Raw genomic sequence first — 13,972 nt, forward strand, 5'->3', positions numbered from 1 at the left:
TCCTCAACATCACTGGATGCTGAAGAGTTAAACCAATCGATGTCGTCGCTGTTCCTGCGGCCGATCAGGCCGGAGCGAACTCGCCGCTGCTCTCGTCGAGCAGATGGAGGATACCGTCCGCCACGGCGAAATAGGCGCCGTGGATCTTGAGCGTTCCCGCATTTTCGCGGGCGGGGATGAAGGGGAAGGTCCGTAGATTGGCGATCGACACCTTTACGGCTTCGAACTCCATGGCGCGCTGGGCGCCATCGCCGTCGCCATGTTCCGCCAGCACCCGCTCGCGCGCCTCATCGAGCAACGAGACCCAGTCGGAGATGAAACCGCCCTTGCCGGGCTCCGCATCGATGAAGCGGTGGCTCAGGGCGGCGGCGCAGCCGCCGCAGCTCTGGTGGCCGAGCACGACGATTTCGGGCACTTCGAGCTGCGTCACCGCGAACTCCAGCGCGGCCGACACGCCATGATGGCCCGGCGACGTTTCGAATGGCGGGACCATGTTGGCGACATTGCGCACGACGAAGATTTCGCCGGGAGAGGTGTCGAAGATGATCGTGGGATCGACCCGGCTGTCCGAACAGGCGATGACCATCAACTTGGGACTCTGGCCATCGGCAAGCTGGCTCCAGCGCTCGCGCTGCTGGGTCCAGCCATTGCTCTTGAAGCGGCGATAGCCTGCGATCAATCCGGTAAAGTCGGTCATGGCCATTGGACTAGTCGCGGTGATGGGGGCTGGCAAGTGGTCGACTCATCGCCTATCTGAACGGCCATGAGCGAACCTCTGCCCACGCCCGCCACCCCATCCGCCGTCGTCAAGCAGCGCAAGCCGGACTGGATCCGGGTGAAAGCGCCGATGGGGAAGGCCTTTGCCGACACCAAATCTCTCATGCGCCGCCTCAACCTGGCGACGGTGTGCGAGGAAGCGGCTTGCCCGAACATCGGCGAGTGCTGGACGAAGAAACACGCGACGGTGATGATCCTGGGCGACACCTGCACCCGGGCGTGCGCCTTCTGCAACGTGAAGACCGGCATGCCGCGCGCGGTCGACCCGCTCGAGCCGCAGCATGTCGCCGATGCCGCTGCCGAACTGGGCCTCGAGCATATCGTCGTGACGTCGGTCGACCGCGACGATCTGCCCGATGGCGGCGCACGCCACTTCGTCAAGGTGATCGAGGCGCTGCGCCGCACGACACCCGCCACGACTATCGAAATCCTGACCCCGGATTTCCGCAACAAGGCCGACGCGGCGATCGAAATGATCGTGGCCGCGCGGCCCGACGTTTATAATCACAATCTGGAAACGGTCCCGAGGCTCTACCCGACGATCCGCCCCGGTGCGCGCTATTACGCCTCGCTGCGCCTGCTGGAGTCGGTCAAGCGGCTTGACCCGACGATCTTCACCAAGTCGGGCATCATGGTCGGCCTCGGCGAGGAGCGGCTGGAGGTCCACCAGGTAATGGACGACATGCGCTCGGCCGACATCGACTTTATCACGATGGGCCAATATCTGCAGCCGACGCCGAAGCATGCCAAGGTGGCGGAGTTCGTGACGCCAAAGACGTTCGAGGCCTATGCGGCGATCGCGCGCGCCAAGGGCTTTCTGCTGGTGGCGGCGACGCCGCTGACCCGCTCCAGCTACCACGCCGGTGAGGATTTCGCGAAGATGCGCGATGCCCGCAACGCGGAACTGGCGCGCAAGGCGGTTCCGGCGGCCTGATATGCCGAGGCATCACGAGGTCCGGACGCTCCCTTACCGCCCGGAGCAGATATTCGATCTGGTGGCCGACGTCGCATCCTATGGACAGTTTCTGCCCTGGGTGTCGGCGGTACGCGTGCGATCGGACAGCGAGACCGAGATGATCGCTGACCTGATGGTGGGCTTCAAGGCGTTGCGGGAGAAATTCACATCGAAGGTCACCAAGCAGCGCCCCGAGAGCATCCATGTCGACTATCTCGACGGACCGCTCAAATATCTGCGTAACGACTGGACCTTCGCGCCGGACGGGAAGGGCGGGACGCTGGTCGACTTCTCGATCGAGTTCGAGTTCAAGTCGCGTCTTTTCGAGATGGTCGCGGGGCAGGTGTTCGACCGGGCGCTGCGCATGATGATCGGCGCGTTCGAGGAGCGCGCCGCCAAGCTCTATGGGGTCCCTTCGAGCGACGCTCCCGGCATCAGCAGTTCCAGCGCGCACAGCGCCGCCTGAAGACGGACGCCGCCGCGTCCCAGATCACCGAAATGCCGCTTGTCGGCGGCGATGTCCTCCGGATCGGCACCCTTGATCGCGCGGCCGAACACAACCGTGCCGACCGGCTTCCTGTCGCTGCCGCCACCGGGACCCGCAACTCCGGTGATCGCTACGGCGATGTCGGCGTCGCTGCGCTCCTGCGCGCCGCGCGCCATCGCCCAGGCGACCGCGATCGAGACGGCGCCGAAGGTCTCGATCATCTCGAACGGGACGCCAAGCATCGCGACCTTCGCCTCGTTCGAGTAGGTGACAAAGCTTGAACCGAGAACGTCAGACGACCCCGCAATCTCCGTGATCGCTGCGGCGACGAGGCCCCCGGTGCAGCTCTCGGCAAGCGCGATCCGGCGTCCGGCGGCACGGTTCGCATCCACCACGCGACGGGCGGCTTCGAGCAGTTCCGGCGGGAGAAGGCTGTCGATCTTGTCGGTCATGCGGCGGTTCCGTTCATATCGGCTGAGGCACCCTTATCGTCGCGATGGCCTGCGCGGCTATGCCTTCCTTGCGACCGGTGAAGCCCAGCCGCTCGGTCGTGGTGGCCTTCACGCTCACCTGCGCTTCGGAAAGGCCGAGGATGCGGGCGATATTCGTCCGGATCGCGGCGCGGTGCGGCCCGACTTTGGGGGCCTCGCAGATGATGGTGAGGTCGACGAAGTCGATGATCCCGCCGGCCTCGGCGACCAGCGACCGGGCATGGTTCAGGAACAACTCCGAGTCCGCGCCCTTCCATTGCGGATCGCTCGGCGGGAAATGGCTGCCGATGTCGCCCGCCGCGATCGTGCCTAGAAGGGCGTCAGTCAGAGCGTGGAGGGCGACATCCGCATCGCTATGCCCGGCAAGGCCATGGCTGTGCGGGATGGCGACGCCGCCCAGATGGACGCGATCGCCCGCGGCAAAGGCGTGGACATCGAAGCCCGAGGCGGACCGGCTGATCATCGGAAACCTCTCGGCAGCCGCGTCGAAATCGGCGGCATAGGTCAGTTTTTCCAGGGTGCGATCCCCCTCCACCACGGCAATGCGGAAACCGGCGGCGCGTGCCACCTGGGCATCGTCGGTCGCTTCGCGGTCCGCCGGCCAGGCCTGGTGCGCGGCGATGATATCGGCGCGCCGGAAGGCCTGCGGCGTCTGGATGCGCCACAGCGCGTCACGCGAGACCGTGTCACCCAGCAGCCCGTCGCCTCTGGCCAGCGTATCCACCACGGGGAGCGCGGCAATCGCTCCGTCGTGATCGTCGAACGCAGCGAGCAGCCGCTCGATCACCGCAGCGGGAACGAAGGGGCGCGCGGCGTCGTGGATAAGGACGATGTCGGCGTCGCAGGCGGCGAGGCCGGCAAGGACAGAGTCGCGCCGGGTCGCGCCGCCGATCACCGGCGGGGGCAGGCGCGCACCGGCTATCGCAGACGCATAGAGCGACTCCTGGCCTTCACCGATCACCACCTGGACGACGTCGATGCGGGGATGATTCAGCAGGGAATCGATCGCGTGGCGCAGCACCGGCTTCCCTGCCAGTTCGCGATATTGCTTGGGTATCTCGCTGCCGCTGCGCACGCCGCGCCCGGCTGCGACGATCAAGGCTGCTATGCGGGGCGCGCCGTTCATCGGTCGGCGCTTTAGGATGCCCGGCCTCGCAGGTAAAGCGCCCGTGACGTCGCTCATGCGGCCAGCTTGCTCCGCAGGCGATATGCGGCTAGGGGAGTGCTGCTTTTTTAGGCAACATGGCAGCCATGACACCCACATTGCGTCCCATTCAGATCGGTCCCGTTCGGATCGACAGCCCGGTCATCCTCGCGCCCATGACGGGCGTCAGCGATCTGCCCTTCCGGCGGGTCGTGCGCGGCTATGGTTCGGGGCTGAACGTCACCGAGATGATCGCCAGCCAGGCCGCGATCCGCGAAACCCGCCAGTCGCTGCAGAAGGCGCTGTGGGATCCGTCGGAGGAGCCCGTCTCGATGCAGCTGGTCGGCTGCACCCCCAAGGAAATGGGGGAGGCGGCGAAGCTGAGCCAGGATCGTGGTGCTGCCATCATCGACATCAACATGGGCTGCCCCGTGCGCAAGGTCGTCAATGGCGATGCGGGATCGGCGCTGATGCGGACCCCCGATCTTGCGGTCGAGATCGTCAAGGCGACGGTGGCCGCAGTCGACGTGCCGGTGACGCTCAAGATGCGGATGGGCTGGGATCATGACAGCCTGAACGCGCCCGAGATCGCCCGCATCGCCGAGGATGTCGGCGTGAAGATGATCACGGTCCATGGCCGTACGCGCAACCAGATGTACAAGGGCAGCGCCGACTGGGCCTTCGTGCGCCGGGTCAAAGAGGCGGTCTCGATCCCGGTCATCGTCAACGGCGATATCTGCTCGATCGACGACGCGATCACCGCCATCGAACTGTCGGGCGCCGATGGTCTGATGATTGGTCGCGGCGCCTATGGCCGCCCCTGGCTATTGTCGCAGGTGATGCATTTCTTCGCGACGGGAGAGCGCAGGGCAGACCCCACGATTGAAGAGCAATATCACGTCATTCTCGCGCATTATCACGAGATGCTCGAACTCTACGGCAAGGACGTCGGGGTCAATATGGCCCGCAAGCATATCGGCTGGTACACCAAGGGTCTCACCGGATCCGCCGAGTTCCGCAACAAGGTCAATCAGGAGGCCGATCCGGCGCGCGTCATCGCGATGCTCGGTGAGTTCTACGCACCGTGGCTCTCCCGCGCGGCGGCCTGATGCGTATGGCGAAACGCGGGGCGGTCCCCCGGGTAGCCGCCGACGCGCCATCGCCGGCCGAGACGCTGGCGGCGATGGCGACGGCCGTTCTGGTAATCGATCCCGACGGGATCGTCGTCGATCTCAATGCGGCCTGCGAATCGCTGTTCAACCTCAGTCGGAACCAGATCGTCGCCAGGCCGGTGTTCGACGCTATCGGTCATCCGCTGACGTCGATGCCCAGCGACGCACCCTTCGCGGCCTATGACCTTGAAATCGTCGTTCCGCTCGGCCGGCGCATGCGTGTCGACCTGATGGTGGCGCCGCTGCCCGAGCGGGCGGGGTGGCGGACCGTTTCGATCCACGCTCATGCGCGCAGCGCCATCGGCGCACGTTCCGTTGATCGCGAGGGTGGTACCCGCACCGCCGTCGCCGCCGCCGCGATGCTCGCGCATGAGATCAAGAACCCGCTTTCGGCGGTGCGAGGCGCGGCCCAATTGCTTGAGTCGACCTGCGACGAAGAGTCGCGCGCGCTTACCCGGCTGATCCGCGAAGAGGTCGATCGCGTGGCTGCGCTGATCGACCGCATGCAGGGCTTCACCGACACGCGGCCGATGGAGATGACGCCGCAGAACATCCATGCGATCCTGGGCCATGCCCGCGAAGTCGCACTGCAGGGGTTCGCCAAGGGACGTGTGATCCGTGAAATCTATGATCCCTCTCTGCCGGCTGTGCTCGGCCACCGGGATTCGCTCATCCAGATTTTGATCAACCTGTTGAAGAACGCTGCCGAGGCGATGGAAGCGATGCCAGGTGCTATCACCCTGACCACGGCCTATCGGCATGGCGTCTCGATGCGCCGTGCCGACGGGAACGCCCGCCAGCCGCTGCCGATCGAACTGTGCGTGATCGACGAGGGGCCTGGCGCGCCGCCGGAGATCGAGGGGCATTTGTTCGATCCGTTTGTCACAACCAAACGCAGCGGGAGCGGGCTGGGCCTGGCACTGGTCGAGAAGCTCGTCGCCGATCAGGGCGGCATCATCGAATATGCGCGGGAGGGGCTTCCCCCGAAGACGGTCTTCCGCCTTCTCCTCCCCAGGGCGAGGGTCATGGCATGAGTGGCGTTGGCGGGCGTATATTGGTGGTGGATGACGATGCGGCGATCCGCACCGTGGTCCGTGAGGCGTTGCGGCGGGCGGGGCATGTGGTCGAGACGGCCGCCTCGGTGGCCGACCAGCGGCGCCTGTTCGCCAGCTTCGACCCGCAGGTGCTCGTCACCGACGTGATGCTGCCCGATGGCAACGGGCTCGATGTCATCCCGGAGATGCTCGCCAAGGATCCGGGGCTTCCGGTCATCGTGCTGTCGGCGCAGAACACCTTCACGACCGCCTTGCGCGCGACCGAGCAAGGCGCGTTCGATTATCTGCCCAAGCCGTTCGATCTCGGCGAACTGGCCCGGGCCGTTTCCGATGCGCTGGCGGCGCGGGCTGCGAGCAGTGCCGCGGCGGCGGCGAGCGAGGCGACCGAGGACTTGCCGCTGATCGGCCGCTCCCCGCCAATGCAGGAGGTGTACAGAACCATTGCCCGCGTCGTGGCCAACGACCTTACGGTGCTGGTTCTGGGCGAGTCCGGCACCGGCAAGGAACTGGTCGCCCGCGCCATCCATGACTTCGGCCCGCGCTCTGCGGCGCCATTCGTCGCCATTAACATGGCCGCGATCCCGCGCGAGCTGATCGAATCCGAGCTGTTCGGGCATGAGCGCGGGGCCTTCACCGGCGCGCAGGCGCGGTCGGCGGGCCGCTTCGAACAGGCGCAGGGCGGAACGCTCTTCCTCGACGAGATCGGTGACATGCCGATGGAGGCGCAGACCCGGCTTCTGCGCGTGCTCCAGGCCGGCGAGTTCACGACCGTCGGTGGCACCCGATCGATCAAGGCCGACGTCCGCATCATCGCGGCGACCCACAAGGACCTTCCCCGGCTGATCGCCGACGGAGGCTTTCGCGAAGATCTCTATTACCGTCTCAACGTTGTCCCGATCAGGCTCCCGTCGCTGCGCCAGCGCGGCGAGGATATCGGCGAACTGGCGCGCTTCTTTCTCGATCGGGCGGCGGCTGACGGGCTGCCGCGCAAGGCGCTCGATCCGGGAGCGGTGACGCGACTCATGCAGCATGGCTGGCCGGGCAATGTCCGCGAGCTTGAAAATCTGATGCGGCGCCTCGCCGTGCTCAGCCGCGAGGATGTGATCACCGCGAGCCTCGTCGAGCAACAGTTGCACCAACAGCAGCCGACGGACTTCGCCGCCTCCACTGCCATGGTGAGCGCCGCTGGGCTGGCGGATGCGGTGGGCCAGCATCTGGCGAGCTATTTTTCCGGCTTCGGCCGCGATCTGCCACCGGATGGTCTCTACGATCGGGTGCTGGCCGAGATGGAACGCCCGTTGCTGCGGCTTACCCTGGCGGCGGTCAAAGGCAATCAGCTGCGCGCGGCGCGGCTTTTGGGGATCAACCGCAATACGTTGCGCAAGAAGCTGACCGATTTGGGGATCGACGCGCTGGCGGCAAAACGCTCCGACTGACCTGCGGTCGCGGCGCGACATGGCGTTGCGCGCGTGCGACGTCACTGTGTTCCCGAAGCCACGCTGTTGTGGTAACCCGGCCACGATGGCGTTTCCCGGCCCGACATTGACACGCGTGCGGCGACGGCTGGTCATGGCCTGGCGGCTGCACCGCCTGATGCCTTTGATCGAGATCGCGACTCCGATCGCGACGCTGCTGATCCTCATCGCCAGCTATCGTATCATCGCGGCCAGCGGTCGGCCGCAGGTGCCGATCTCTCCGACCTTCGCGACCCTCCTGCTCGGCGCCAATCTGCTGGCGTTCATGAGCCTGATGGTGCTGATCGCGCGGCGCGTCGCCATCTATCGCGCTTCGCAGTCGGAGCTTGGGAGCAGAGGGCGGCTCCACGTCCGGCTGGTCGCCTTCTTCTCGCTGATCGCGACCGTCCCGACCTTGCTCGTCGTCGTGTTCGCGTCGCTGTTGTTCCAGCTCGGCACGCAATTCTGGTTCTCCGACAAGGCGCGGGTCGTGCTGCGAAGCTCCGAGCGGGTCGCGCAGGCCTATGTCACCGAGAGCAAGGAGCGGCTGCTGGGCGACATCACCGCGATGTCGGGCGACCTTCGCTATTTCCTGTCCGCGACGACCATCGACGACCCCCGCTTCGCGACAGAATTTGCCCGGCAGATCGCCTATCGCGGCCTGTCCGAGGCCGCGATCATCAACATCGACAGCGCTGGGACGCCCCAGCTGATCGCGCTGGCCAATCTCGACAAGCGCGCTCTCGACAAGCGGCTTCCACCCGCGACGATCCCCTTTCTGCAGGGCGGTCAGCCGCGCATCACCGCCGAAGCGGGCGACCGCATCGAGGGCACTATCCTGCTCGACGGGGCAAGCCGGACCTATCTCTACATCTCGCGGCAGGCGGCACCCGACGTACTGGCGCAGGCGGTCCGCGCGCGTTCGGCGCTCGGCGATTATGTGGCCACGATCGATCGCGCGCGGGCCTTGCAGCTGCGCTTCAACATCCTGCTGATGATCATGGCGCTCGCCATTCTCGGCGTGGCCATCTGGGTCGCGATGCGTGTGGCCGACCGGCTGGTGCGGCCAGTCAACGAGCTGGTGTCGGCGGCGCGTCGCGTTGCGGCTGGCGATCTGTCGGCGCGGGTCCATATTTCTCCCAGTTCGGACGAGGTCGGTACGCTTGGCAGCGCGTTCAACCGCATGACCCGCAAACTGGGCGAGCAGACGGGCGCTCTTGTCGCCGCGAACAGCCAGCTCGAGGATCGCAGCGCCTTCATCGAAGCGGTGCTCTCGGGCGTCACCGCGGGGATCGTCTCGGTCGACAGCCAGCGCCTTGTTACCCTCGTCAACCCGTCAGGCCGTACCATGCTCGACCTGCAGGAACCGGTCGAAGGCCGACCGCTGGTCGAGATCAGCGCCGAACTCGATCGCGTTCTCGACAGTGGCAATCGCGAGGTGGTGGTACAGACCGTGATCGCAGGCGAACCGAGGACGCTGGCCGTGCGATCGGTCGCGGCCGAGGGCGCGCGCGTGCTCACCTTCGACGACATCACCCAGCGCCTTGCCGACCAGCGCCGCGCCGCCTGGGCCGACGTCGCGCGCAGGATCGCGCATGAAATCAAGAATCCGCTGACCCCCATCCAGCTCGCCGCCGAACGTCTGCAGCGACGTTATGGCAAGGAGATCAGTTCCGATCCGGGCGTGTTCGCCCAGCTTACCGCGACGATCGTCCGCCAGGTCGGCGACATGCGACGCATCGTCGACGAATTTTCGTCCTTTGCCCGAATGCCCAAGCCGGCCTTCCGCGAAGAGGCGATCGTCGACATCGCGCGTCAGGCGATGTTCCTGCACGAGGTCGCGCATCCGGCGATCAGCTTCAGTCTCGACAGCGAAGATCTTGCGCCGACGATGGTCTGCGACCGCCGCCAGCTGGGCCAGGCGCTGACCAATCTCGTGAAGAACGCGGTCGAGGCGATCGAGGAGAATCCCGAGCAGCATGCACCGGGCGTCATCGCGATGACGATCCGCGTCGGGGAAGGGCGGCTCAGGATCGTGCTCGCCGATAACGGGCCCGGCCTCCCGGTCGAGCGTGATCGCCTGACCGAACCCTATATGACGACGCGCAAGCGTGGCACCGGTCTCGGCCTCGCCATCGTCCGCAAGATCGTCGAGGACCATCTCGGCACCTTGTCGCTGCGGGACCGGCCCGGCGGCGGTACCATCGTCGATCTCGATTTCGATCAGGACGCGCTGGCAACCATCGCCACCGCGTCCGAAGACCGGCTAGGTCATGATGGCGAAGACGACAAATTCCCGTCCCTCAAGAGAAGTGGAACCGCTTGACGCATGGCTCTGGAAATCCTGATCGTCGACGATGAGGCCGATATCCGCGATCTGGTTGCGGGTGTGCTCGAGGACGAAGGCTATGCCGCGCGAACGGCGGCAGACAGCGACGCGGCGCTGGCCGCACTGGACGAGCGGCGTCCCTCGCTGGTCCTGCTCGACGTCTGGTTGCAGGGTTCGCGGCTCGACGGGCTGGATCTGCTCGACGAGATCAAGCGGCGCGATCCGACCTTGCCGGTGCTGATGATCTCCGGTCACGGCAATCTCGACACCGCCGTCGCGGCGATCCGCCGGGGTGCCGCCGACTTCATCGAAAAGCCATTCGAAGCCGAGCAATTGCTGCTGCTGGTCGGTCGGGCGACCGAGACCGACCGCCTGCGCCGCGAGAATGCGACGCTCAAGGCGCAGATCGGCCAGGAAGAGGAACTGACCGGCAATTCGAGCGCGATCAACGGCATCCGCGCGACGCTGAAGCGCGTGGCGGCGACCGGCAGCCGGGTGCTGATCAGCGGCCCAGCCGGCGTCGGCAAGGAGGTCGCGGCGCGCCTTCTTCACCTCTGGAGCAACCGCGCCAATGCGCCCTTCATCGTCGTTAGCGCGGCGCGAATGGAGCCCGAACGCGTCGAGGAAGAACTGTTCGGCGTCGAGGAGAATGGCGAGCTTATGCGGCCCGGCCTGCTCGAACAGGCGCATGGCGGTACCTTGTTCCTCGACGAGATCGCGGACATGCCTCTGACGACTCAGGCGAAGATCTTGCGCGTTCTGACCGAGCAGGCGTTCAGCCGGATCGGCGGCCAGCGGATCGTCAAGGTCGATGTTCGCGTCGTCTCGGCGACGGCTCGGAACCTCGCCGACGAGATCGAGGGGGGGCGCTTCCGAGAGGACCTCTACTATCGGCTGAACGTCGTTCCGGTGAACATCCCCTCGCTGGCGGAGCGGCGCGAGGACATCCCGGCGCTGGTCGAGCATTTCCTTGCCCGTTTCGCGTCCGAGCGGCGCTTGCCGACGCCGACGGTGACCCCCGACGCGGTCGGCGCGCTGCAGACCTACGACTGGCCGGGCAATGTCCGTCAGCTACGCAACATCGTTGAGCGGACGATGATATTGGCGCCCGGCGACCGGATCGGCGAGATCGAACTCGACATGCTGCCCCCCGAAGTGCTCAACGATCAGGCGCGCCTGGCACCCGGCGAGGCGGCGCGCTCGATCATGGGAACGCCGCTGCGCGAGGCGCGGGAGACGTTCGAGCGCGAATATCTGCGCGTCCAGATTCGACGCTTTTCCGGTAATATCTCGAAGACCGCCGCCTTCATCGGGATGGAACGCTCGGCCCTCCACCGCAAGCTGAAGACATTGGGGCTGGTGGACTCGCGCGACGAACAGGAGCCCTGATCGCCCGTTGGCCGCATCGGTCCGTCGCAAGGATCGATTTTTGTTGCATGTGCGAGATAGACGGCAGGCTTTCGCTCGTCTATTCATCGACCGTCCCCGCATAGGGCGGGGGCGGCACGACGCCATGCAACGGCGCACGAAGCGGGCCATGACCCGCCAAGACCGGAGACCGGCAATGGCCGACAAGGTCAATAATCTTCAGGATATCTTCCTCAACTCGGTCCGTAAGACCAAGACCCCCGTCACGATGTTTCTCGTGAAGGGCGTGAAGCTCCAGGGCATCATCACCTGGTTCGACAATTTCTCCGTCCTGCTCCGCCGCGACGGCCAGTCCCAGCTCATCTACAAGCATGCGATCTCGACCGTCATGCCGGCGCATCCGCTCGACATGACCGAGATCGACAAGGGCTTCGAAGAGAAGAAGTCCCACCTGCTCCAGGAAGTCTTCCTGTCCGCGGTCCGCAAGACCCGCGAGCCGGTGACGATGTTCCTGGTCAACGGTGTTATGCTCCAGGGCGAAATCGCTGCCTATGACCTGTTCTGCATGCTGCTGCGTCGCGACGGGCTGAGCCAGCTCGTCTACAAGCATGCGATCTCGACGGTCCAGCCGGCCCATCCGATCAATCTGGCCGAGATCGACGGTTCGGACGACGATTGAGCGTTTTCAACCGTGACGAAGACGACGGGCTGAGCAGGGGCGCGCGAGCGCTCGTGGCTCTGCCCGAGCGTGCCGGTGACAATCCGCGCTCCGCCGAGGCGCGCCTCGGTGAAGCCGCCGGACTTGCCGCCGCAATCGGGATCGACGTGGTCGGAAGGCTTGCCTTCCGGCTGCGCGACCCGAAGCCTGCGACGTTGTTCGGCTCGGGCCAGGTCGAGCAGATCGCGCTGGCGATCCGGCAGGACGAGGCCGAGCTTCTCGTCGTCGATGCGGCGTTGACCCCGATCCAACAGCGCAATCTGGAAAAGGCGATCGAGGCCAAGGTCATCGACCGCACCGGCCTGATCCTCGAAATCTTCGGCGAACGCGCGGCGACTGCCGAGGGGCGGCTGCAGGTCGAACTCGCCCATCTCGACTATCAGGCCGGCCGCCTCGTGCGCAGCTGGACCCACCTCGAACGGCAACGCGGCGGCTTCGGCTTTCTTGGCGGTCCCGGCGAAACCCAGATCGAAGCCGACCGGCGGCTGATCCGCGACCGGATGGCGAAGCTGCGGCGTGAGCTCGAGCAGGTTCGCCGTACGCGCGGGCTGCACCGCGCCCGGCGTCAGCGCGCACCCTGGCCGGTGATCGCGCTCGTCGGCTACACCAATGCCGGCAAGTCGACGCTGTTCAACCGCATGACCGGCGCCAAGGTGATGGCCGAGGATCTGCTGTTCGCGACGCTCGACCCGACGATGCGGCAGATTTCGCTACCGGGCCTCGACAAGGCGATCCTGTCGGATACGGTCGGCTTCGTCTCCGATCTGCCGACCCAGCTCGTCGCTGCCTTTCGCGCCACGCTCGAAGAGGTCACCGGCGCCGACATCATCCTGCATGTCCGCGACATCGCCCATCCCGACAGCGACGCCCAGGCCGCCGATGTGCTGAAGGTGCTCGGCGAAATCGGTGTCGGTCCGCGCGCACCCGATGCGGAGGCGGGCGAGGGCGCGCCGATCCTGGAAGTCTGGAACAAGATCGATATGCTCGACGCGGAAGCCCGATCGGCGATGGAGGCCGAAGCGATCCGGCGCGAGGACGTGATTACCCTGTCGGCGCTGCAGGGCGACGGGGTCGAGCAGTTGCGTCGGATCGTGTCAGACCGGCTGTCGGTGGGCAATCGTGTCCGCACTATTGCCGTTCCGATCGGCGATGGTGCCGCGATCGCCTGGCTCCACGCGCATGGCGAAGTGCTGGGTCAGGAAGTCGATGGCGACCGGATGGTCCTGGAAGTGCGGCTGTCCGATGCCGACCTGGCGCGCTTCGACGCGCGCTGAGGCTTTTTAGCCGCGTTCGGCCTGCTTGGCCTGTACCCAAAGCGCTTCCTGTGCGTCCAGATCTAGGTTTGGGAACGTGTCGCCCGCGATCGCTTCCATGGCCCGGAAGCGCCGTTCAAACTTGCCATTGGCGGCGCGCAGCGCGGCTTCTGGGTCGATGCCGAGCTTGCGCGACCAGTTGACCACCGCGAACAGCAGGTCGCCCATCTCTTCGAAACGATGGGCATCGCCGTCGGCCGATAGGACTTCGGCCATCTCCTCGTCGATCTTCTGGCGCGCGCTTTCGGCCTCGGGCCAGTCGAAGCCTGTCCGCGCCGCGCGTTTTTGCAGCTTTTCCGCGCGGAGCAGGGCGGGGAGGGCGACGGTGACGCCGGCCAGGGCGCTGCGGTCCTCCGACTTTCCGGCGCGCTCGCTCGCCTTGATCTCCTCCCAGCCGGGACTTTCCCCGTCGCCGAAGACGTGCGGGTGCCGGCGGATCATCTTGGCGCAGATCGACTCCAGCACGTCGCGAAGGTCGAAATGGCCTCGTTCCTCGGCCATGCGCGCGTGGAACACGACTTGCAGTTGCAGATCGCCAAGCTCGTCGCGCAGCGCATCCATGTCGCCGCGTTCGATCGCGTCGGCGACCTCATAGGCTTCCTCGATCGTGTAGGGTGCGATCGTCGCGAAATCCTGCTGAACGTCCCAGGGGCAGCCGGTTTCGGGGTCGCGGAGGCGGGCCATGATGGCGTGAAGATGTTCGATCATC

The 13,972-nt window shown here is 66.0% G+C and carries 13 protein-coding genes; 9 read left to right on the forward strand and 4 right to left on the reverse strand.

All coding sequences use genetic code 11. The features are described from left to right. Positions 1-64 precede the first annotated feature (64 nt). A complete protein-coding gene (locus tag ACNI3R_RS05810; protein WP_426180721.1) occupies positions 65-697 on the reverse strand; it encodes a carbonic anhydrase in 633 nt (210 codons plus the stop codon). Positions 698-763: 66 nt separating this feature from the next. Between ACNI3R_RS05810 and lipA the strand changes: the two genes are divergently transcribed. Both lipA and ACNI3R_RS05820 read left to right on the forward strand, forming a co-directional pair. Then, entirely contained in the window at positions 764-1,711 is a 948-nt protein-coding gene (lipA, locus tag ACNI3R_RS05815; protein ID WP_426180723.1) for a lipoyl synthase, read from the forward strand. 1 nt (position 1,712) lies between these two features. Then, positions 1,713-2,198 (forward strand): type II toxin-antitoxin system RatA family toxin, encoded by a 486-nt coding sequence (locus ACNI3R_RS05820; RefSeq protein WP_426180725.1) that lies wholly within the window; start codon positions 1,713-1,715, stop codon positions 2,196-2,198. Here ACNI3R_RS05820 and ACNI3R_RS05825 read toward each other — a convergent pair. Together ACNI3R_RS05825 and ACNI3R_RS05830 are read right to left on the reverse strand one after the other, a co-directional pair. Next, positions 2,135-2,671: a CinA family protein gene (locus ACNI3R_RS05825; protein ID WP_426180726.1), complete on the reverse strand. Its 537-nt coding sequence runs from the start codon at positions 2,669-2,671 to the stop codon at positions 2,135-2,137. The genes ACNI3R_RS05820 and ACNI3R_RS05825 overlap by 64 nt on opposite strands. Positions 2,672-2,684: 13 nt before the next feature. Beyond that, positions 2,685-3,836, reverse strand: coding sequence for a bifunctional 2-C-methyl-D-erythritol 4-phosphate cytidylyltransferase/2-C-methyl-D-erythritol 2,4-cyclodiphosphate synthase (locus ACNI3R_RS05830; protein ID WP_426180727.1), 1,152 nt, complete (start codon positions 3,834-3,836; stop codon positions 2,685-2,687). Between the two features lie 125 nt (positions 3,837-3,961). Here ACNI3R_RS05830 and dusB point away from each other — a divergent pair, with 125 nt between their 5' ends. The 7 genes from dusB to hflX all read left to right on the forward strand — a co-directional run bounded on the left by dusB (position 3,962) and on the right by hflX (position 13,224). Continuing rightward, positions 3,962-4,963 carry a tRNA dihydrouridine synthase DusB gene (gene dusB, locus ACNI3R_RS05835; RefSeq protein WP_426180728.1) on the forward strand — a complete coding sequence of 334 codons (1,002 nt, stop codon included), beginning with the start codon at positions 3,962-3,964 and terminating at the stop codon, positions 4,961-4,963. Beyond that, positions 4,939-6,060 carry a two-component system sensor histidine kinase NtrB gene (locus tag ACNI3R_RS05840; protein ID WP_426180729.1) on the forward strand — a complete coding sequence of 374 codons (1,122 nt, stop codon included), beginning with the start codon at positions 4,939-4,941 and terminating at the stop codon, positions 6,058-6,060. The genes dusB and ACNI3R_RS05840 overlap by 25 nt, the downstream gene beginning before the upstream one ends. Continuing rightward, positions 6,057-7,517, forward strand: coding sequence for a nitrogen regulation protein NR(I) (ntrC, locus tag ACNI3R_RS05845; RefSeq protein WP_426180732.1), 1,461 nt, complete (start codon positions 6,057-6,059; stop codon positions 7,515-7,517). Before ACNI3R_RS05840 ends, ntrC begins: the two co-directional genes overlap by 4 nt. 85 nt (positions 7,518-7,602) lie before the next feature. Next, positions 7,603-9,861, forward strand: coding sequence for a sensor histidine kinase (locus ACNI3R_RS05850; protein WP_426180733.1), 2,259 nt, complete (start codon positions 7,603-7,605; stop codon positions 9,859-9,861). 3 nt (positions 9,862-9,864) lie between these two features. Continuing rightward, on the forward strand, positions 9,865-11,253 hold the full coding sequence (gene ntrX, locus ACNI3R_RS05855; protein ID WP_426180735.1) for a nitrogen assimilation response regulator NtrX: 1,389 nt from the start codon (positions 9,865-9,867) through the stop codon (positions 11,251-11,253). A 175-nt stretch (positions 11,254-11,428) separates the two neighbouring features. Continuing rightward, positions 11,429-11,911 (forward strand): RNA chaperone Hfq, encoded by a 483-nt coding sequence (gene hfq, locus ACNI3R_RS05860; protein ID WP_426180737.1) that lies wholly within the window; start codon positions 11,429-11,431, stop codon positions 11,909-11,911. After that, positions 11,908-13,224, forward strand: coding sequence for a GTPase HflX (hflX, locus tag ACNI3R_RS05865; RefSeq protein ID WP_426180738.1), 1,317 nt, complete (start codon positions 11,908-11,910; stop codon positions 13,222-13,224). The genes hfq and hflX overlap by 4 nt, the downstream gene beginning before the upstream one ends. 6 nt (positions 13,225-13,230) lie before the next feature. Here the strand turns inward: hflX and mazG are convergent, their stop codons facing one another. After that, positions 13,231-13,971, reverse strand: coding sequence for a nucleoside triphosphate pyrophosphohydrolase (gene mazG, locus ACNI3R_RS05870; protein WP_426180740.1), 741 nt, complete (start codon positions 13,969-13,971; stop codon positions 13,231-13,233). Position 13,972 lies beyond the last annotated feature (1 nt).

Source organism: Rhizorhabdus antheiae, assembly GCF_049889055.1.
In the GTDB taxonomy this organism is placed as follows: domain Bacteria; phylum Pseudomonadota; class Alphaproteobacteria; order Sphingomonadales; family Sphingomonadaceae; genus Rhizorhabdus.

Bases quoted from the DNA above. Each gene is read 5' to 3' on its own strand.
- lipA (WP_426180723.1), top strand. From the start codon at position 764: ATGAGCGAACCTCTGCCCACGCCCGCCACCCCATCCGCCGTCGTCAAG.
- ACNI3R_RS05820 (WP_426180725.1), top strand. From the start codon at position 1,713: ATGCCGAGGCATCACGAGGTCCGGACGCTCCCTTACCGCCCGGAGCAG.
- mazG (WP_426180740.1), bottom strand. From the start codon at position 13,971: ATGATCGAACATCTTCACGCCATCATGGCCCGCCTCCGCGACCCCGAA.
- ntrX (WP_426180735.1), top strand. From the start codon at position 9,865: ATGGCTCTGGAAATCCTGATCGTCGACGATGAGGCCGATATCCGCGAT.
- ACNI3R_RS05850 (WP_426180733.1), top strand. From the start codon at position 7,603: ATGGCGTTTCCCGGCCCGACATTGACACGCGTGCGGCGACGGCTGGTC.
- ACNI3R_RS05830 (WP_426180727.1), bottom strand. From the start codon at position 3,836: ATGAACGGCGCGCCCCGCATAGCAGCCTTGATCGTCGCAGCCGGGCGC.
- ACNI3R_RS05810 (WP_426180721.1), bottom strand. From the start codon at position 697: ATGACCGACTTTACCGGATTGATCGCAGGCTATCGCCGCTTCAAGAGC.
- ntrC (WP_426180732.1), top strand. From the start codon at position 6,057: ATGAGTGGCGTTGGCGGGCGTATATTGGTGGTGGATGACGATGCGGCG.
- dusB (WP_426180728.1), top strand. From the start codon at position 3,962: ATGACACCCACATTGCGTCCCATTCAGATCGGTCCCGTTCGGATCGAC.
- ACNI3R_RS05825 (WP_426180726.1), bottom strand. From the start codon at position 2,671: ATGACCGACAAGATCGACAGCCTTCTCCCGCCGGAACTGCTCGAAGCC.
- hfq (WP_426180737.1), top strand. From the start codon at position 11,429: ATGGCCGACAAGGTCAATAATCTTCAGGATATCTTCCTCAACTCGGTC.